This window comes from Wolbachia endosymbiont (group B) of Protocalliphora azurea (assembly GCF_947251865.1).
Classification (GTDB): domain Bacteria; phylum Pseudomonadota; class Alphaproteobacteria; order Rickettsiales; family Anaplasmataceae; genus Wolbachia.
Genome location: NZ_OX366394.1, coordinates 817,224 through 837,681, shown reverse-complemented (window position 1 = coordinate 837,681; position 20,458 = coordinate 817,224). Strand labels below are relative to the sequence as shown.

At 34.6% G+C, this 20,458-nt stretch carries 18 protein-coding genes and 4 pseudogenes; 14 read left to right on the top strand and 8 right to left on the bottom strand.

Features of this window, described 5'->3' with window-relative positions; genetic code table 11:
• Nucleotides 1-3: 3 nt before the first annotated feature.
• From OPR35_RS03975 to OPR35_RS03945, 7 genes and pseudogenes are all read right to left on the bottom strand, one after another.
• The gene (locus OPR35_RS03975; RefSeq protein ID WP_265024704.1) at nt 4-1,755 is read right to left on the bottom strand and encodes a recombinase family protein; all 1,752 of its coding nucleotides are present in this window, start codon (nt 1,753-1,755) and stop codon (nt 4-6) included.
• Nucleotides 1,664-1,939: a hypothetical protein gene (locus tag OPR35_RS03970; RefSeq protein ID WP_017532679.1), complete on the bottom strand. Its 276-nt coding sequence runs from the start codon at nt 1,937-1,939 to the stop codon at nt 1,664-1,666. Before OPR35_RS03970 ends, OPR35_RS03975 begins: the two co-directional genes overlap by 92 nt.
• A gap of 106 nt (nt 1,940-2,045) precedes the next feature.
• On the bottom strand, nt 2,046-2,516 hold the full coding sequence (locus OPR35_RS03965; protein ID WP_264376927.1) for an ankyrin repeat domain-containing protein: 471 nt from the start codon (nt 2,514-2,516) through the stop codon (nt 2,046-2,048).
• 38 nt (nt 2,517-2,554) lie between these two features.
• A complete protein-coding gene (locus OPR35_RS03960; RefSeq protein WP_135352802.1) occupies nt 2,555-3,265 on the bottom strand; it encodes an ankyrin repeat domain-containing protein in 711 nt (236 codons plus the stop codon).
• A 168-nt stretch (nt 3,266-3,433) separates the two neighbouring features.
• Nucleotides 3,434-4,195, bottom strand: a pseudogene (locus OPR35_RS03955) (phage tail protein); the annotation flags it as partial.
• Nucleotides 4,196-4,229: 34 nt separating this feature from the next.
• Nucleotides 4,230-5,462 carry an IS256 family transposase gene (locus OPR35_RS03950; protein ID WP_265024688.1) on the bottom strand — a complete coding sequence of 411 codons (1,233 nt, stop codon included), beginning with the start codon at nt 5,460-5,462 and terminating at the stop codon, nt 4,230-4,232.
• A 382-nt stretch (nt 5,463-5,844) separates the two neighbouring features.
• On the bottom strand, nt 5,845-6,792 hold the full coding sequence (locus OPR35_RS03945) for an IS110 family RNA-guided transposase (protein ID WP_265024703.1): 948 nt from the start codon (nt 6,790-6,792) through the stop codon (nt 5,845-5,847).
• A 210-nt stretch (nt 6,793-7,002) separates the two neighbouring features.
• Between OPR35_RS03945 and OPR35_RS03940 the strand changes: the two genes are divergently transcribed.
• The 11 genes and pseudogenes from OPR35_RS03940 (at nt 7,003) to OPR35_RS03890 (ending at nt 16,324) form a co-directional block, all read left to right on the top strand.
• Nucleotides 7,003-8,175 carry a phage tail sheath subtilisin-like domain-containing protein gene (locus OPR35_RS03940; RefSeq protein ID WP_265024702.1) on the top strand — a complete coding sequence of 391 codons (1,173 nt, stop codon included), beginning with the start codon at nt 7,003-7,005 and terminating at the stop codon, nt 8,173-8,175.
• A gap of 11 nt (nt 8,176-8,186) precedes the next feature.
• Nucleotides 8,187-8,336 (top strand): annotated as a pseudogene (locus OPR35_RS03935) (phage major tail tube protein); the annotation flags it as partial.
• A 79-nt stretch (nt 8,337-8,415) separates the two neighbouring features.
• Entirely contained in the window at nt 8,416-9,828 is a 1,413-nt protein-coding gene (locus OPR35_RS03930; protein ID WP_264686125.1) for an IS4-like element ISWosp2 family transposase, read from the top strand.
• Nucleotides 9,829-9,830: 2 nt separating this feature from the next.
• Nucleotides 9,831-10,202 (top strand): annotated as a pseudogene (locus tag OPR35_RS03925) (phage major tail tube protein); the annotation flags it as partial.
• 88 nt (nt 10,203-10,290) lie between these two features.
• Nucleotides 10,291-10,548, top strand: a complete 258-nt coding sequence (locus OPR35_RS03920) for a phage tail assembly protein (RefSeq protein WP_264375233.1) — start codon at nt 10,291-10,293, stop codon at nt 10,546-10,548.
• Between the two features lie 109 nt (nt 10,549-10,657).
• On the top strand, nt 10,658-12,922 hold the full coding sequence (locus OPR35_RS03915; RefSeq protein WP_265024700.1) for a phage tail tape measure protein: 2,265 nt from the start codon (nt 10,658-10,660) through the stop codon (nt 12,920-12,922).
• Nucleotides 12,922-13,269 (top strand): phage tail protein, encoded by a 348-nt coding sequence (locus tag OPR35_RS03910; RefSeq protein WP_039950887.1) that lies wholly within the window; start codon nt 12,922-12,924, stop codon nt 13,267-13,269. Before OPR35_RS03915 ends, OPR35_RS03910 begins: the two co-directional genes overlap by 1 nt.
• Nucleotides 13,266-13,475, top strand: a complete 210-nt coding sequence (locus tag OPR35_RS03905) for a tail protein X (RefSeq protein ID WP_006015620.1) — start codon at nt 13,266-13,268, stop codon at nt 13,473-13,475. Before OPR35_RS03910 ends, OPR35_RS03905 begins: the two co-directional genes overlap by 4 nt.
• Nucleotides 13,476-14,420: a contractile injection system protein, VgrG/Pvc8 family gene (locus OPR35_RS03900; protein WP_006015622.1), complete on the top strand. Its 945-nt coding sequence runs from the start codon at nt 13,476-13,478 to the stop codon at nt 14,418-14,420.
• 52 nt (nt 14,421-14,472) lie between these two features.
• Nucleotides 14,473-15,006 (top strand): ankyrin repeat domain-containing protein, encoded by a 534-nt coding sequence (locus OPR35_RS03895; protein WP_006015625.1) that lies wholly within the window; start codon nt 14,473-14,475, stop codon nt 15,004-15,006.
• A gap of 85 nt (nt 15,007-15,091) precedes the next feature.
• The gene (locus OPR35_RS03890; RefSeq protein ID WP_265024688.1) at nt 15,092-16,324 is read left to right on the top strand and encodes an IS256 family transposase; all 1,233 of its coding nucleotides are present in this window, start codon (nt 15,092-15,094) and stop codon (nt 16,322-16,324) included.
• Here OPR35_RS03890 and OPR35_RS03885 read toward each other — a convergent pair.
• A complete protein-coding gene (locus OPR35_RS03885; RefSeq protein ID WP_265024699.1) occupies nt 16,265-17,992 on the bottom strand; it encodes a recombinase family protein in 1,728 nt (575 codons plus the stop codon). The genes OPR35_RS03890 and OPR35_RS03885 overlap by 60 nt on opposite strands.
• Nucleotides 17,993-18,276: 284 nt before the next feature.
• Here OPR35_RS03885 and OPR35_RS03880 point away from each other — a divergent pair.
• The 3 genes and pseudogenes from OPR35_RS03880 to OPR35_RS03870 all read left to right on the top strand — a co-directional run.
• Nucleotides 18,277-18,357: pseudogene (locus OPR35_RS03880) on the top strand (hypothetical protein); the annotation flags it as partial.
• Nucleotides 18,358-19,494 carry an ankyrin repeat domain-containing protein gene (locus tag OPR35_RS03875; RefSeq protein ID WP_265024698.1) on the top strand — a complete coding sequence of 379 codons (1,137 nt, stop codon included), beginning with the start codon at nt 18,358-18,360 and terminating at the stop codon, nt 19,492-19,494.
• Between the two features lie 121 nt (nt 19,495-19,615).
• Nucleotides 19,616-20,365, top strand: a complete 750-nt coding sequence (locus OPR35_RS03870) for an NTP transferase domain-containing protein (RefSeq protein WP_063630625.1) — start codon at nt 19,616-19,618, stop codon at nt 20,363-20,365.
• Nucleotides 20,366-20,458 lie beyond the last annotated feature (93 nt).

Genomic DNA, 20,458 nt, shown 5'->3' with positions numbered 1-20,458 from the left:
TTATTAGTACTTAAAGGTAATATGTTGAAATATATAGAATAAAAAGTAAAAAAATATTTTAATGGTCTTTCCAATTTTTCTAAGTAATTGTTTGATGTTCGCAAAAAAACTAATGAAAGAACCTGCTTTATAAATTTTTTCAACTCCCTTACCATGACGTCCAGTACAATGTTGCAAATTAAAAATCTCTCCATCCTGTGCTGGTTCTTCTATTCTAAACGCCACTTCTAGCTGGTCATAACCAATCTGAATTCGTTCTACTAATGCTTTAATGATGCCACGCTTAGTTTGCCAATCTAGCTGTTCCAAATTAGATTTTACACTGGAATAAAGACTCTTTATACTGTTGATGATAAGGTTCATTCCCTTCTCTATCGCTTTTTGATCAACTACCTTTTTCTTCTCTTCTTCTATCCCTCTTAAGCGTTCCCTCATTCTTTTCATCGTCTGTTTAAATTCTTCCTCACTTATATATCCTTTATCTCCTACATTTTCTTGACTATAATAGTCTTCCATTAACTTTTCGATGCCTTGTTTTATTTGATTTTCTCTTCTTGCAAGCTTCTTATCTGATGATTCATCATTTTTATTTTCTGCAATTCTACGGTGATACTCATTTTTTATTATCTCTGGGTTTTTTAGTAAATTTTTCACCTTTTCCCATATAGCTGTTTCTAACATATCTGTACGGACCAATTTATTAGTACACTTCTCCCTACCATCAGTAATACGTATAGTACTACTACAGCGATAATAGCTAAACTTTTTTCCCTCAACTCCACATTGTGCACCACTATACGCATATCCACAGTTTTGACACACAACTAGACCTTGTAATAGGTATTTCTTTTTTCCTCCCTCTCTCTGCATCCTTGCTCTTTTTCTATTTTCATCCAGTTGCTTTTGCACTTTATTAAATAACCCTTCATCAACTATTTTTGGTACTGGTATATAAATCCAGCTGTCCTCATCTGTGCGACAGATAGAAACCTTTTGTTTATTTCTTTCTCTTTTTTCAACCCTCTTTAATTTACCAAACGCTGCTTGTCCTTTATATGCTGGATTTCTTAACACCTTCCAAATTATTATTGGACACCACACCTTCTTTCCAGTTCTTGTTCTAATTGACTTATCTCTTAGTCTACGTATCACTTCCCTTATACTTATTCTCTCTTGCCCTACCCACATGAATATCTGCTTTACTATTTTTGCTTCCTCTTCATTTATTTCAAACTTTGTCTTTTCTCTATCTACATGCTTTATACGATTATAACCAAAAGGTGCAATGCCAATTACACTTACACAGCCTTTTTTTGCTCTATGGAGTTTTCCCCTACGACTACGTTCCATAATCTTTGTACACTCATATTCTGCCACTAATCCTTGCATTCCCAATAACAATTTAGACTCTGGATTATTTTCAGTCTTATGATTTAAGAATATTACTTCTACTCCTGCTTTTTCAAATTCATCAAGTAGTATCATTTGATGTGCAGATTTTCTTGATAGTCGGTCAGGTGAATGAATATAAATTTTATCAATTTGATCTTCTCCTACTTTATCACGTAATGCATCTAAACCTTCACGTTCTAAACTCCACCCACTAAGCCCATCATCCTTAAATTCATACTCATTCAGTAACTCATGCTTATCTGCAGCAATTCTATGCTTGAGCTCGGCAATTTGACTCTCTATTGTATTGTTCTGCGCTTGACTCTTCGATGAAACTCTTGCATATAAGGCCACTGTTATCATTTTTCTTTATCTCCTTTTCATTGTTTCTTTTTACCGCATACCTTAGTAACAGCTCATAGGCGTCTGCTAGATGTTGTTCCGCTAATTCATCTGGCTCGTATCGGCAAGTTAATGTTCTTTTTCTCATAGTTTCTCCTGCAAATGTTTTTGTAGTGCAAGGAGCCTTACCACTCCTTTTTTCCATCAATCCATTTACTCTTATGAAAAAGACCAACTTTTATCAGCTACAGCCTTCAAATTTGGTCTAGCCCTTCCTTTACCAACTGCTGTTGCGCTTTCTGATACGACTCTTATTTTTTTAACAAACTTTCCATTTTCTCTGTTTCTTTCTTTAATACCTCGGCTATTTCTTTGCTATTTTTCGCATAATCCATCGCTATCATTCCAAATTTATCCGCTTGCTCTATTTCTCCTCCAGCTTTTATCAGCTCCTCCACTATTTCTTTTTCACCTACCATGCACGCAAGGTGTAGAGGTATGCATTTATTTCCATATTCCTCAGCATTTACGTCTGCTCCTGATTTTATCAATTCCCTCACGATTTCTAGACGTTTCTCCGTTACCGCTAGGTGCAGTGCTGTGTATCCTTTCACATCTGCTGCATTCACATTCACTCCTTTTTCAACTAATAACTTCACTGTTTTTGCGTCTACTGCATAATGCAGAGCTGTTCTTTCCTTCTCGTCTCTTTCATAAATATTTTCATATGAGTTCTCTAATAATTCTTTTGCTGACTTATTAAATTTGCCAAGCTTTAACATAATCCACCTCACCTTTTCTTTAAATTTAAATCCCTCTTTTAAACCTTCCTTTTCGCTACCTCATCTATCATTTCGTTCACTTGGCTCATTATTTTGCTTGCTAAATTTTTACATTCTTCCTTTATCAGTGATTTGTCTCTCTTCCTTATTTCTTCTATCTCTATTATTTTTAACTCCGGCAAATAACTCCCATTCAACATGTCTGCTATTTCTCCCACTAGCCTCTCTATTCCATAGCATGTCAGTTCTCTATTTTTTATTACTCCTCCTTTTTCTCTCAAAAATTTGCTTGCCTTTTCACTTTCTTTGCTATCACACAGAGAATACTTTTCACTTTCCCAGATGTAATACATTGGTGTTGCACCATATTTATTCAGTTGATTAACTTCAGCTCCCGCTTTTACTAGCTCTTTTATTATTTCAACTCCTGCTCCTCCTATTTTGCATGCAGAGTGCAATGGCGTACATCCACTGACATATTGAGTGGCATTTACTTCTGCTCCTTCCCTTAGCAGCACTTTTACATTTTCTAAGCTTTTTGCAAATACTGCACAGTGTAGTGGTGTATAACCATTTTTATCTCTTGCATTTACCTCTGCCCCTTTTTTTATTAATAACCTCACTGTTGTGTAATCGGAGATTTCTACTGCTTGATGCAAGATCGTCTCTCCTTCTTCATTTCTTTTATTAATGTTTTTAAACCCGTTACTTGATACTTCTTTAAAAAACTTACTCTTGCTAAAACTCATTTCATACCTCACAAAATTAGCTTTTCTAGCGCCAGACAAATTTCTTATATTTACCTGCTGCTATTCAAGTCATGTCCTTTTTAGCATGAGAAAGCAAGTCCTTTTCTTTTTATTTCATACACTTTTACCTATTATTAATATAATATATGAGGATCTAAATATAAGTGCTTAACTTATTAGAGATATTATTCGACTATCTTTCCAACTTCTGTGCAAATGTCGATGTTCGTGCCACTTCAGTACTCCCGGGTAAAATACTAAAATGTGCTTTTCTAATTCGTGTATTGAGTCTTTTTGCTCTGAATCTAAATCGTTTTTATAGTAAACGTTGTGTTCTGCTAAAACATATTTTCTGACCTTCTGATCTGTATAATTTTCTACTTTATAGTTGTGAGTAACGCTAAATCTTTCTAAAATTGGCTTGTGTTTTAAATTCCAATATTGCCCTGAAAGTTTATCGCTTCCCAATACAAATTTATTTCCTCTTTCTTCTACGCTACTAACTGGAAAGCACGTATTTATGTCTCCTAAATCCCAACTGTCTGATAATACTATCTGCGCTTTTGCAAATTTAATCGATGGTAATAAACTCTGTGGTAATGGATATAGTGCTTTTAAGTTGTACCACAAATGATTTCTTTCATAAATACCGTTATAATTCTTTGTGTGAGGCTCTGTTTCTCCAAGGATTGCTACATCTAGGCGATATATATCATTGCTTAAAGCTCGTTCATAATGATCGCGTAGATAGTTTTCTATAATCCTAATAACTGGACCACTAGACCTGAAAAAATTTACTCTTCCAAATGATAACACTGGTCCATCTTTTTCTATTTTTACTCCTGAATAATCAGAAAGAAGATCTCCAAATAAACTCTCATCCAATATAAATCTCTGCGCATTATAATAATCGTTAAAAATCCTCATCAAGGGAACGTTCAAAAAAGTGTGTCAAGCCGCATTTTTAGTTCAACTCAATTTTCAATCTATCTGGAAAGAAAATATCAAGTTGAGACATAGTTAAAGCCCAATTAGGGAGAGCCATAATCCACCTTTGCTCTACCTTTTTTATAGCACAATATACCTGTTTGTACAAGGCATTTGTACTAGTAAATGAACCCTTAGTTTTAGTAAATTTCCTGATTTGTCTATGCAACCCCTCAATTGGATTAGTGGTGTAAATCAGCTTCCTAACTGGCCCAGAATACTTAAAATAACTGGATAAGTTTTCCCAATTGTTCTGCCAGGATTTTATAACTAAAGGATACTTTTCTCCCCATTTTTCTTCCAGCTCAAGCAGATAATTCTCAGCAATTTCTTTACTTGAAGCACGATATATTTTTTTCAGATCATTCATGAAAACTTTTACATCTTTACTGGATACATATTTCAGAGAATTTCTTATTTGGTGTACTATACATAGCTGCACTTCTGCACTGGGAAATACACTGTTGATGGCTGCAGGAAAGCTTTTTAGCCCATCTACACATGCAATCAGAATATCTTCTACTCCTCTTTCTTTGAGGTCATTTAAAACTCCCAACCAGAAGTTAGCTCCCTCACTTTCAGCCAGATAAAAACCTAATACTTCTTTTCTGCCATTTTGATTTATACCCAATATATTATACATGCATTTACTTACGCAATGTCCGTCCTCCTTGACCTTAAAAAACATGCCATCCATGAACACTATTGGATACACTGATTGCAATGGACGGCTGCGCCATTCATTGATTATTGGTAGCAGTTTATCAGTAATATTGGATATCTCTGCTGCTGATATTTTATGGTCATATATTTCCTCAACGTGTGAAGCTATGTCTCTGTATCCCATGCCACTGGCGTATGTACTTAAGACCTTTGCTTCAAGTTCTGGATGTAGGCTTGTTTGCCTTTTTTTGACTATTTGCGGTTCAAAGCTTCCTTCTCTGTCTCTTGGTGTTAATAGTTCAAATGAGCCTGAACTTGTACGTAAAGTTTTTGCATTCCTTCCATTTCTTCGGTTATTTTCTTCACTTTTAGCTGACATGTGGCTTTCTATTTCACCTTCCAGACTTGCCTCTAGCAGCCTTTTTATAAACGGTGTTAATGCTCCATCTCTTCCTGTCAATGGTCTTCCTTCTCGTATAGATGACAGGATATTTGTTTCTAATTCTTTATAATCTACCAAACCAGTAGTTCTATTTGCTTGACTCATATCAAACCTCCATTTTTTATATCAATTTATTACTTTTTTTTCGGTTTGACACACTTTTTTGAACATTCCCGAGGAAAATTGAAGAAGCTAAAAGTGAAGTAGAGCTACAGGCTTTGCTCAATGATTTTAAACAAAGAATGCAAAAAAAATGACAGAGCAATTTTTATCAACTATGTTTTTTAAAAATTTTTTATTGTGTAGTTTTGCAAATTATATGGGCAATAAAAACCCGTTTGTCATAGAAATAGGACTTTATGTCAAGCAGCTACTACGACAATTTCTGCTTAAGTCAATGAATATTGTGAATAAGTACTTTAAGTCTGTGTGAGCGTACTTATTCACAATATTCATTAACCCATTTCAGTTACTGCTGTGTAAATTTTTAAATATGCAAATTAATTGCTTCTTTAAGCCTGGCATTGGCAATAACTATAATTTTACGCATTAGAGCTGTTATAGCTACCATCTTCTTCTTGCCACTTTCAACAAGCTTAGAATAAAAGGCACCAAGTGCAGATTTGGACTTTGCAGCAGCCATTGCAGCCGTAAAAAGCTTTCTACGGACATTACTTCTACCACCCGTTATTCTTCTGTAGCCAATAGTTTTTCCACTTTCTTTTGGATGCGGTGCAACTCCAGCGAGACTTGCAACTTCTTTTTTGTTTAAATGGCCAAGCTCTGGCATCAGACACACAAAGTCTTGAGATAATTTTATACCTATTCCTGGTACTGTTCTTATGATTTTTTGGCGCTTTTGTAACTCTGGATTTCCATCAATAATTTTTTGTATAGAATCGTTGAGTTCATTTATCTGATTGTTAAAAAAGTCAACAGCCTTTTGGCAACTTTCTTTTATATAGTCGTTTTCAGGTGCTGCTAATCTACATTTCTCTTGAACTCTCATTTGCGTAATGTCATCACGACGTTGGCAAAGTGCGACTAAGGTTGTTTGTTCCTTTAACATAGGCACAAATAGAGATAGAGTACTATAGCGTTCAAATCCATATTGGGCAAGGGTTCTTGCATCTGATTGATCAGACTTTGCTAAAGTTCCATGAGATAAGGTAAAACTTTTTACTTTGCGAGTATTAGCTCGATGTATAGCAACATTCTTACCAACAAGAAAATGTGCTAAGCCAAGCTCATATTTTCCTGTATTTTCCAAAGTTACAAAAGCATTAGGTAGAATATTTGAAAATTCTTGAAACAATTGTTGCCAACCAGCAGAATTATTATCAAACTTGATAGTGTTCTTTTGGTTGTGCACTGCAGCAACATTTTTAAATTTTCCGATATCAATGCCAATAAAATTTTGATAAGATGTAATCATAATAATCTCCGATAGTTTAATTAATTTAAGGTTGTAAACGGGTGCATACATATGTCCCATGCAACTATTCAAACGTATCGAGAGATAGGGCTAGTGTACCTTGATAAAAACGGTTGTAAAACACCAACATGGCGACGGTAGCACATGCCCATAATAGCCCTATTCCTATAGTGAGTAGGGTTATCTTTCTCTCTTATTTATTTATATCATATGTTTAACTTACAACATGGTGTAAATGTTATTGAGGTAACCTCAGGGGCCAAGGTAGTACGCACAGCTAAATCATCAGTGATAGGTGTAATTGGTACTGCACCTGAAGCAGATGGGCAAAAATTTCCACTGAATAAGCCAGTACTGATAGCAGGAAGCTTAAAAGAAGCGGTAAAACTTGGCAAAAAGGGGACTCTTTTTTCAGCAGTAAATGGAGTATTTTCCCAAATTGGTGCAACAGTAGTAGTTATTCGAGTTGAAGAAAGTGATCCAAAATTAAAAGAAGAAGAGACGCTGAAGAATATAATTGGCGGTGTTGATGAGGAAACCGGAGAATATCAGGGAATTGAGGCATTTCTCAGCAGTGAAAGCATAGTTCATGTTGCGCCAAGAATATTAATTGCACCTCAGTTTACTCACCAACTACCAGAAGATGGCAAAAATCCAGTGGTTGCAGCATTAATTCCTATAGCAGAAAAGCTGAGAAGCATAATAGTAGCAGATGGACCAAATACTAATGATGAAGAAGCAATAAAATGGAGAAAAAGTGTAGGCAGCTCAAGAGTTTACGTGGTTGACCCATGGATTAAGTTATTTATTGAAGGAAAAGAAGAAATCTTGCCATCGAGTCCATTTGTAGCTGGTTTAATAGCTAAGATAGACAGCGAGCAAGGCTTCTGGCACTCACCTTCAAATAAAGAAATAAACGGTATTGTTGGAACAAGCAGGCCTATTGATTTTACTCTCGGTAATACAAATTGCAGAGCAAACCACTTAAATGAAAATGAAGTAACAACGATAATTCATCAAAATGGCTATAGGCTTTGGGGAAATAGAACATGTTCAAATGACTCAAAATGGGCTTTTTTGTCAGTGAGAAGGACTGCAGATTTAATTAATGATAGTTTACTTCGAGCTCATCTCTGGGCAGTTGATCGAAATATCACCAAAACTTATATAGATGATGTAATTGAGGGGGTGAATTCTTATCTTGCAAGTTTAAAAGCACAAGGAGCAATTATTAGCGGAAAATGTTATACAACACCAGAGCTCAATACACCGGCAAATATTGCAAGCGGGAAAGTATATTTTGATTTCGAATTTACACCACCATATCCGGCTGAGCAAATAATATTCAGGTCTCATCTTGTAAATAATAGTATAATAAGTTAGGAGCAAGTAAAGTGTTACCGAAAATACTGAGAAATTTTAACGTATTTGTTGATGGTCGTGGTTATGCAGGGAAAATTGATGAAATAACCTTGCCGAAGCTTACCATAAAAACTGAAGAATACAGAGCTGGTGGTATGGATATTCCAGTAAATATTGATATCTTACTATTACCCACAAATATAAATGGACATAAAAATAAAGTATTACAACATTAAAGTTTGCAAACATTGAGGGTAAAAAATGGCAAACAGGAATAATGAATGGGCTGAAAATGAATTTGGAGATGCTGTACTTGGAGATAAAAGGTTAACTGACCGATTAGTAAATATTGCTGATAGTTTTACAAGTTTACCTGAAAGCTCAATCAATCAGGCGTGTGGAAGTTGGTCAGAAGCAAAAGCAGCATATCGTTTTTTTCAAAATGAGAACGTGAAAGAAGGCGATATTCTAGCTTCACACGTTGCTAAAACAGTTGAAAGAACAAAAGCCCATAAAAAAATTTTTGTGATCCAAGATACAAGTTATATTTCATACACAGACCATGAAAAAACAAGTGGATTGGGAGTTATTACAAGAAAACATAGTCAAGGTATTATAATGCATACAGCTCTAGCTGTTAGTATAGAAGGTTTGGTACTAGGGATACTAGATCAAAAAATTTATTCAAGACCTGAAGAATCTGAAAACATAAAAAAAAAGAACAATGACAGTATCCGCATTGAAGATAAAGAGAGTATAAAATGGTTAGAAACTTTAAGCAACACAAACAACATTATTGATTCAACTCAAACTGAGACTATAACTATATGCGATAGAGAAGCAGATATATATGAGTTTTTTGAGCTTGCACATAATCTTAATTCGGCAGTGTTAGTTAGAGCTTCCAAAGATAGGGCAGTAAATAGAAAATCTCGATATCCTGAAAAAGGTGAGCAGAAGTTATGGGAATTTATTAAATCCTCTCATTGTGCAGGTACGGTAAAAGTTGAAGTTCCTGCAAAAGATAATAAGCCAAAAAGAACAGCACATTTGGAAGTTAGATTCGGAAAGTTTATTATGCATCCATCTAAGAATAGTATTAGGCATAAGAAAGAAGAATTACTTAAATTACCACACTATGCAGTTTACGTTGTTGAAAAAGACTTTCCTTCTGAAACAAGTCCGCTAGAGTGGATGCTTTTAACAAATCTTCCAGTCAATACCTTTGATGAAGCTGTTGAAAAAGTTAGGTGGTATTGTCTTAGATGGAAAATAGAAATATTACATAAAATTTTAAAATCTGGTCTCAAAGTTGAAGAATGTAGGCTTGGAACAGCAGAAAGGTTGATGCGATATTTAACAGTAATGAGTATTATTGCTTGGAGAATTTTCTTTATTACAACAATTGCAAGAACTGATCCAACATTACCGTGTACTACCTTATTAGCCGAAGAAGAATGGAAAGTTCTATATGTAAAAATACATAGAAAACCATGTTCAAATGCAACTCCTACTATAAAAGAAGCTGTTTCATGGGTTGCTCAACTTGGAGGACATTTGGCTAGAAAAAATGATCTAGAACCAGGACCCATTACTATTTGGAAAGGATGGAGACGTCTCTTTGATCTAGCAGAAGGATGGCGACTTGCTCACGAACTTTATATTTGTGGGTAATAGTAAGTATTGATATGGGCATGGAAAAGCTTGAAGCAGATTTCACTTTTGCTGAATACGATACAGAGCTCTTTCGGCTATTTGGGTTGATAAATGGAAATTCAGTAGCTTTGATGCTCCGTGGTGGAATGCAAGGTAGTGGAAGTAATGATATTGAAGCAGTAATAATCAATTTAAGAGGCATTTTTAAAGAATTTGATTTTGGTAACTGGAAACCTGCTGAAAAAGCAACGCTGAAGTGTACTGTAGCTGCTCATTACTATAAACTTACCATAGGTGGCAATGAGCTGATAGAGATCGATGCTGAAAATATGATAAGAAAGATAAATGGCGTTGATCAAATGGCCTTGCTGCAAACGGTTTTAGGAATATGAAAACTTATTTGAAATTTTATTTTTTAAGGAGAAGCATATTAAAATAACTTTAAAAGTGTAAAAATATTTTATTTTTTAGGAGAATTTTATGAAAACTATAACACTAAACAACCCAATTACAGTTGATGGAATTTCTGTCTCAGAACTTACCGTTAGACGTCCAAAAGTTAGGGATTATCTTGCCATAGATCGTCTAAATGGTAGTGATTTAAGTAAAGAAGTCACTCTGACAGCGAACTTAACATCAGTGGCAAAAGAATCAATTGAGGAGTTAGATATTGCTGATTATGTTAAAGTACAAGAGGTGCTCAAGGATTTTTTTTCACCAGTTATTCAAAGAACTTGAGGTCAGAAGTATTAATGTTCAGCTCTGTTGTAGGAGGCGGAGTTGAACAAATACTTGATATGGAGATTAGTGAATTTATTTTATGGAGCAAATTAGCTAGGGAGTTCAAATGTCAGTATTATCGATAAAAATAGGTGCAGTACTTGATGGCAGTTTTAATACTGTAATAAAGGGCAGTAGTAGTCAACTTACTCATCTTGGTGAGAACATAAGAAAGCTTGACTCATCTTTAAAATCAGTATCAAAATTTAAGCAGTTGGGTAGTGATGTTTTGACTAGCAGGAGGTCGTGGAAGGGCTTTGAAGATCAAGTAAAATCTTTAGCTAAACAAATGAAAGCAATAGAGAAACCGAGCAAAACTTTAAAAGCTGAATTTGATAAAGCTAAGTTTTCTGCAACAAAAGCAAAAGAAGCATATTTGAAAAAGAGAGATGCTTTGCATTCATTTAATGAAGAAGTAAGGAAAAGTGGAAGAAATATTAAGTCATTAGTAAGTGATCAATATAAACTTGGTTCTTCTATTGAAGTGCTAAAAGGTAAGTATGGTAAGCTTGGGTCTGCAATACGTAGTCACCAAAGTTTTTTAGCAAGCAAAGCACATTTTAAGTCACAAATTATAGAGACTATTGGGCTAGGGCTAACGCTTGCAGCTCCAGTTAAAGTTGCGATTGACTTTGAAAGTGCTATGGCTGATGTTACAAAAGTGGTAGATTTTAAAAAAGGAACGGATGAAGCAACTAAATTTGCAAAGAAGTTAAAAGAGATGTCACGCACTATACCATTATCAGCCGCAGAACTGGCACAAATAGCTGCAAGTGGTGGTCAACTTGGTATCAAGAAAGAAGATCTTTTTATGTTTACAGAAACAGTGGCAAAAATGTCTACAGCATTTGATATGTCTGCAGAGCAAGCAGGTGATTCTATAGCTAAACTCTCTAACGTTTATGGCATTGATGTTAGTAAAATGGAACATGTTGGTAATGTGATCAACCACTTATCAGATAACACTGCTGCTAAAGCAAGAGATATGGTTGAAACTCTAGCAATAGTTGGTGGTACTGCAAAGCAGTTTGGTTTGGATATCGAGAAAACAAGTAGTTTAGCAAATGCTTTCATTAGCTTAGGTAAAACACCTGAAAAAGCTGCAACTGCTATAAATGCTCTACTTAGTAAACTTCAGACTGCTGAAGAACAAGGAGGGGATTTTAAAGCAGCATTAGAGCAAATGGGAATAACTGCAGAAGAAATAGTACAAAGAATAAGCGAAAACGGCGAAGAAGCATTACTCTATTTTTTTCAAACTCTAAAGAAAATGGATAACCAGGAACGTTCTACAATCCTTATGAAACTTTTCGGTCAGGAATATCAAGATGATATTGCATTATTAGCTGGAAGTTTTAATAAGTATGAGGATGCAATAAAGTTATTGGCTAATACAGAAAAGTACAAGAGCTCTCTACAAGAAGAATTCAAAAATCGTGCAGACACTACAGCTAATAAATTACGACTTCTTCGAAATGCAATAGCTGAAGTTGGTATGAACCTGGGCTCAGTGATGTTGCCTACTTTAAAATCTATAGCTGAATTTTTACAAGAAAAAACTAGATATATAGCAGAGTTTGCAGAAAAATATCCAACTTTAACCACGGCGATCATGGGTACTGTAGCATCCTTGATAAGTTTAAAAATTGTAGCAGTAGGACTAGGATACGGATTTACATTGCTAGGAAGTACGATTTTTAGTCTGAAAGCAAACCTACTTGGAGTATTTTCATTTTTATCAGCTACAGTTTTTCCTGCAGTAGTAACAGGACTAAGAGCAATAACACTCGTTAACCCTATAGGACTTTTAGTTGCTGGACTTGTTACTGGTGCAGCTCTTGTTATAGCTAACTGGCAAAAGGTGAAAGACTTTTTCTCTAGCTTGTGGAAATCACTCATTGAACCTATAGGAAAAGCTTTTTCATGGATAGGGGAAAGTGTATTTGGAAAAGTATCGGAAAATAGCCCACTGAAAGAATTTGAAAAAAGAAAAACTGAAATAAAAGCAGTCCATACTCCCATAAAGAGTAATATTCTCAACAGTGGAAATCCTGTGCTAGGTAACAGTATAATTAAAGAATTTTCAAAGAGAAATAAAAATAGCTTCAGAGTCAAAAGCCTTATTGAGGAGACAGAGAGCGATAAGATATTTGCAAGGAGTAAGTTTGAAAATAAAGAACAAAATAAAACTCAGAACATCACTAATAATTACACTATCAGCATTAAAGCAGAACCTAACCAAGATGTTCGTAGTCTTGCAGATGAAGTAATAAAAAGGATAAGAGAAAAGTCACGTGATGTTTTATTTGATACGGTAGAGACATTTTATTGATGCTATCTCTTGGTCCGTATAAGTTTGCTCCCACAAGTTTAAAGTATAGCAAAGAAAATCGTTGGAGCACGATTGAGTGTATTGAAAATATGCCACTATTACAAAATATCGGTCAAGGTGTAGAAAATATAGATTTAGAAGGAATGATTTATCTGCATAATCTCAACGGGCTAAATCAATTAAAGAGTGTGAAAGAAGCTGAAAAACCACATATTTTAGTAGATAGTTTAGGTAATATTTTAGGACAATTCGTAATTACTAGGTTAGAAGAAAAGCAGATGTATTTTTTACCTAATGGACTACCAAGAAAAGTTGAATTTAGTTTGAGTTTAAAAAGCTATAGATGACTGTATACTATGTGAGTAAAGAAAATGAGATGTTAGATCTGATTTGCTGGAAACATTACGGATTTACTGATGGAGTAGTGGAATTAGTACTAGCAGAGAACTTAGGTTTGGCAGAATACGGAAGCTTTTTGCCTGCAGGATTAAAGATAAAGCTTCCTACTATTAAGAAAATAGTACAAAAGTCAAAATTAAAGGTCTGGGAATAAATGCAGCCAGATTTTATAATAGATAAATGTGAATCAATTAAAGATAGAGTTATATCATTGCACCTTACAGATGAATCAGGAATAATAGATGATGTAGTTGAAGTGTGTGTTAATTACAGGGATGAAGACATAGATATTCCGAATGAATTGAACATAGCACTAGGTTATAAGGAATTTGGAATCTTTCCAATGGGTATATATACAGTCAACGAAGTGACTATACAGGGTCCACCTAAGACTCTACTAATCAAAGCTCATGCAACAAATTTAAGAATATCTTTGAAGGCAAAAGTATCAAAAGAATGGCGCCAAATTACCATAGAAAACTTAGTAAAAGAAATAGCCCAAAAACATGGATATGGATACAAAGTCGCTAAGGAATTTAAGAGTGTATTGATACCCCATATTAATCAGGCAGATGAAAGTGATATAAGTCTGTTAACAAAGATCGCAACAGAGCGTGAAGCAATGGCAAAATTAGCTGGTGGGTATATATTGTTTATTTCAAAGAATATGGCAAAATCAGCCACAGGAAAAGCTTTAGGAACAACGACTATTAGACCTCAAGATACAATTAACTGGAAAGTACATTTTACCGTACGTGATAAGTATAATTCAGTAGTGGCAAAGTGGCATAGCTATGAAAAGGGCGAAACTATTAAAGAAACAGTTGGTAGTAGCGAGCCAAGTTATATTATGCTGGAACTTTACTCTAATGCAGAGTCAGCGCTGAGTGCAGCAAATGCCAAGTTGAAACAATTGAAGCGTAACAATGAAGCTTTAGATATAACTATGCCTGGTAATCCTCAAATTTTTGCAGAAGCTAAACTTAATCTTATAGACTTTAACCAAGCGGTAGATGGTGAATGGATAGTTAATAGAGCGGAGCATACTTTAAATAGCTCAGGTTACCTTACTATGTTGTCAGCATCTTTGAGTAAGTAATGTTAATAAAAAATGAGTAAATGATCTATTTAATATTAAAAAGATGTTGAATATGGATAAATTGGGTCAAGATACAAAAAACAAGCTGCATTTTTGGTGGCTTATAACAGTAATAGTATGTATTATTGCTACCTATTCCTACATGAAGGCAAAGGCTGCAGATAATTATAAAACGATATTACGCATTGCTTCTCAAAATTGTAACTTAGAGACTGTAAAATTCTTAGTAGAAAATCTATTAGATATTAATGTGCAGATCCCTAAATTAACAGCACTACATTATGCTGCAGAAGAGGGATGTGCAGAGGTTGTAAAATTCCTAGTAGAAAAAGGAGTTGATATAAATGCTACGAAATATGAAAGATGGACACCTTTACATGCAGCTACATATGAAGGCAAATTGGAGATAATTAGATTTTTATTAGACAAAGGTTCAGACCCTACCATTAGAGATACAGATGGAAAAACACCAAGGAAAATTGCTGTATTAAGATCACGGCATAATAAGGACAAACCTTATGATGAAATCATTAAGCTACTTGCAGAAGCAGAGGATCGATACAAATCAATAGAAAGAAATCACTAAAGCTGTAAGTTTTCTGGGAATGTTCAAAAAAGTGTGTCAAACCGAAAAAAAAGTAATAAATTGATATAAAAAATGGAGGTTTGATATGAGTCAAGCAAATAGAACTACTGGTTTGGTAGATTATAAAGAATTAGAAACAAATATCCTGTCATCTATACGAGAAGGAAGACCATTGACAGGAAGAGATGGAGCATTAACACCGTTTATAAAAAGGCTGCTAGAGGCAAGTCTGGAAGGTGAAATAGAAAGCCACATGTCAGCTAAAAGTGAAGAAAATAACCGAAGAAATGGAAGGAATGCAAAAACTTTACGTACAAGTTCAGGCTCATTTGAACTATTAACACCAAGAGACAGAGAAGGAAGCTTTGAACCGCAAATAGTCAAAAAAAGGCAAACAAGCCTACATCCAGAACTTGAAGCAAAGGTCTTAAGTACATACGCCAGTGGCATGGGATACAGAGACATAGCTTCACACGTTGAGGAAATATATGACCATAAAATATCAGCAGCAGAGATATCCAATATTACTGATAAACTGCTACCAATAATCAATGAATGGCGCAGCCGTCCATTGCAATCAGTGTATCCAATAGTGTTCATGGATGGCATGTTTTTTAAGGTCAAGGAGGACGGACATTGCGTAAGTAAATGCATGTATAATATATTGGGTATAAATCAAAATGGCAGAAAAGAAGTATTAGGTTTTTATCTGGCTGAAAGTGAGGGAGCTAACTTCTGGTTGGGAGTTTTAAATGACCTCAAAGAAAGAGGAGTAGAAGATATTCTGATTGCATGTGTAGATGGGCTAAAAAGCTTTCCTGCAGCCATCAACAGTGTATTTCCCAGTGCAGAAGTGCAGCTATGTATAGTACACCAAATAAGAAATTCTCTGAAATATGTATCCAGTAAAGATGTAAAAGTTTTCATGAATGATCTGAAAAAAATATATCGTGCTTCAAGTAAAGAAATTGCTGAGAATTATCTGCTTGAGCTGGAAGAAAAATGGGGAGAAAAGTATCCTTTAGTTATAAAATCCTGGCAGAACAATTGGGAAAACTTATCCAGTTATTTTAAGTATTCTGGGCCAGTTAGGAAGCTGATTTACACCACTAATCCAATTGAGGGGTTGCATAGACAAATCAGGAAATTTACTAAAACTAAGGGTTCATTTACTAGTACAAATGCCTTGTACAAACAGGTATATTGTGCTATAAAAAAGGTAGAGCAAAGGTGGATTATGGCTCTCCCTAATTGGGCTTTAACTATGTCTCAACTTGATATTTTCTTTCCAGATAGATTGAAAATTGAGTTGAACTAAAAATGCGGCTTGACACACTTTTTTGAACGTTCCCTTTTCCTTTCCATTATGTCCAGAAGAGTTCGGTAGCTCTTTTACGCGAAATACCACATTTACGTCCTCAAGGTTAATTTCAATTCTCTTGACCAATGTTCTGATAATATCACGTTTAGTTAACCAGTCTGCGTTATCAAGGTTTAACGTAATATTGGAAGAAAAGTCTTCTAAATTGGCCACAACCAGAGTTACCTCCTGTTCTAATTCCTTTTGATAAAATATCTTTTTCTTCTCTTCTTTAATTGTTTTTAAGCTTTGTTTCATTGCTTTAATTCGTGGTTCAAATTCCTCTTGATTGATATATTCTTGAGCATAACTATCGATAAGTCTAGCAATACCACGTTTTAATTTATTTTCTTGTTTCTCTAGCAGGTCACTTTTTTGATCCAATGATGATTTTTTTAGTTCTGAAAGCCTACGCTTGTATTCTTCTAAAATCCTGTTTGGATTTTTCAATAACTGCTTAACCTCTTCCCACACAGCTGTTTCTAATGCATCTGAGCGAATGGGTTTATTGTCACAAATCTTATTACCACCAAAACGGTAAGAATCTTTACCACTACAACGGTAATATGCATAATGACCACCTTCTTCTTCTCGTCTACTTCTCATGCAAGTTCCGTAACATCCGTAATTACAACGCTTACATATGACTAAACCTTGTAGTAAGTACTTTGCTCCTCTTTTTCTTGTCCTTGCTACTTTTCTATTTTCAGCTAATTGTTCTTGAACAATATCAAATATATCTTCATCTACTATATTTGGCACTTTAATATAAATCCAATTTGCTTTTTCAACAGGATAGACAGAGTGGTTACTTTTTGGCTGCTCACAAGAGCCTTTCTGTGGTCTTACTTGCTTTAATCTTACTCCTAACCTTCTTCTACCAAAAGCTGCTTGTCCTTTGTAAGCAGGGTTTTTCAACATACTCCAAATTGTACCTTTATTCCAGCGTTCTTTTCCTTTTTGTGTCTTAATGGACATAGTATTTAGCCGACGACATACTTCCCCAATACTTGTTCTTTCTCTGCCTATCCACAAAAATACTTTACGAACGACATCAGCTTCTTTTTCGTTAATCTCAAATAAAGCTTGTCCTCCTCCCATATGCTTATCTATATAACGATAACCATAAGGAGCTCCTCCCATTACATTTACATAGCCTTTGTTAGCTGCATAGATTTTACCACGACGACTTCGTTCCATAATTTTCGCACGTTCATATTCTGCTATCATACCTTGCATTTGTAACAGTAATTGAGATTCTGGGTTACCGTTAATCTCATAATTTAAAAAAACCACTTTTGCTCCTGCTTTTTCAAATTCTTCAATCAGCACCATTTGATATGCATATTTTCTAGATAAACGATCAGGAGAATGAATGTAAATCTTATCAATTTTACCTTCTGTTACTTTATCACGTAATTTTTCTAAATCAGGGCGGACTAAATGAGATCCACTGTAGCCGTTATCAATAAATTTATACTCACTTAACAATCTGTATCCGTCCAGATTAATTTGCTTCTCTAAAGCTGCAATTTGACTTTCTATCGTATTTCCTTCTACTTGTTTCCCCGAAGAAACTCTCGCATATAAACATACTGTTACCATTTGACCCTCCTTGAATCCCATTTTTATGTTTTAAGTTTTTTTGACTTATTTCCTTTGACACTACCTTTTCATAAGCATCTGATAAGCATTGTTCTGCTAACCGATTAGGTTCATAGCTACAGCTAATTTGGATAGCTAATCTCTTGTTTCTCATGACTTTTCCTTGAAATAATATGTTCATATCATTCCTTAAAGCCGATGGTTAATTGATTATTAGCGCTATAAGTAAATCGGACTCTTGGTTCTGGACACAGAAGTTTTCGAGAAATGGTTTTCTCTAGTTTTATTTTTATGTTTTTTGCAACATTGTCGGTAGTGTAAAAACAGTTAAAAGTACTACACCTCTACACTTTGCAGTAGACCATGATCATTTAGAGGTGGTTGAATTGCTCTTAGAAAAGGAAGCAGATATTAATGCTTTAGATCACACAAATTGGACTCCTTTACATTTTGCAGCAGAAAAAGGTTATGATCAGATAGCAACCGTTCTATTGAAACATGGTGCTGATGTAAATGTAAAAGAAAATCAAAATAAAGGCACAGCCCTACATCTTGCAGCTCAATATGGTCATCCTAAGGTAGTTAAAACTCTTATTATAAATGGAGCGGATGTTAATGCAAAAATGGATAAAAATGCTACGCCTTTACACTTAGGGGCACAAATTGGTAATTTAGATATAGTTAGGTCTCTACTTATGAGCGGAGCATACTTTAATGCTAGAGCTGAAGGAGGTAGATATGTTTTACCATTACACTTTGCGGAAAGAAGAGGAAACCCAGAAGTAATAAAATTACTAAAATTGGTTGAGAAGTTATTTAAGGCTATAGAAGATAATAATTATTTAGGAATTGAGAGTTCCATTAGAGATGGAGCAATCATTGATTCGAAGAACGTGGATGGAAGAACGCCATTACATTATGCCGTTAATAATGGGCACATAAAAGTTGTAAATATCTTGCTAGCAAATGGAGCTGATGCTACTAAAGTTACTAACAAGGGTAATACACCATTACACACTGCTGCTTCCAAAGGTCATAAAGAAATTATTGAAGCTTTGTTACAACGTGTAAGCCACAATAAATTGAGTGATTTTATTAATGCTAAAACTACTTCTAGTGGTACTACATCACTTCATGTTGCAGCTAAAGGTGGCTCCTTGGAAGTTGTAAAATCTTTATTAAAACATGGTGCAATTTATAACATCAAGAATAAAGAAGGTAAAGCACCACTTGATCTTTCTCGAGACCAGAATATTACTAACCTATTGAAATTAGTAGAAGAGCTGTTTGAGAATGCAAAAAATGGTAATGTTGAAATTATCAGTAAGCTGAGAGCAATAAAACCTGATGAGCGCGTAGCTGTAACAAATGCTCGTGATGATCAAGGCAAGTCATTAGTCCAGGTTGCAGTAATCAATAAACACTCAAACCTTGCAAGTAGATTATTAGAAATATTAAAAAGTCCAGATCAGAGTTTACAAGATGTCAGCGTAGAAAATAGAGTAAAGAGTTTAAAGTTATAGCTCTCTTAAATGAAACTCTAATGAGGGTGCCAAGATCTAGAAAATATATAAAAATTACAGTGGACTTTACATCTTACTAATTATAAATTAACTTACTACCTAATCAATTCCTGAGTTATGTATGAGTAAAATTTTGATAATATTAGCAGCAGGAAAGAGCAGTAGAATGAATTCTGAATATTCAAAAGCGTTGCACCAAGTGGGAAATCTTACTCTTTTAGAACATATAATTTCTAATGCAAAATCGCTGAGTCTAAAAAGCTTATCAATTGTTGTTAACAACTCCCTTCTAAAAGATTTAGAAAACTTTGATACTCTAAAAAGTATAATCGATCAATACAATATAAAACTAATAATTCAAGAAGATATTACAGGCACTGGCACTGCAGTTAAAATTGCTCTAGAAAATCTGGAGGAGTTATCTGATCAAGACATAGTTTTAATACAGTATGGAGACACTCCTTTTATATCTAGCGATACAGTTATGAAAATGACTGATTGTTTAAAGTATAATAATTTAGTTCTTCTTGGATTCAATAGTCAAGATGAACAATATGGAAGATTAGTAATTGATAATTACGGAAATGTTCAAAAAATCCTAAAAAATGGAGATAAAATGCTTCTTGCAAACTCTGGAATAATGGTTTCATATGCTAAAGATCTCTTTACCTTAGTAAAAGAAATAAAATTTAATAATTCGACCAATGAATATTGTCTTAATGATATAGTGCCCATTGCAGCAACCAATAACTTGAGTGTAGGTTATGTAGTTTCTGATGAAAGAGAAGCAATGGGAGTAAATAATAAAGAGGATTTGATTAAAGCCGAACACTATTTTCAAAAAAAAAGGCGGCCAACTTTTCTTTCATAACTACATTTTCTTATTCATTAATTTAAGTTGACATTTGTTTTATACTGGTTTTATAATACCTTTTGATTCTTACTTGTAAGATAATTGGTACGA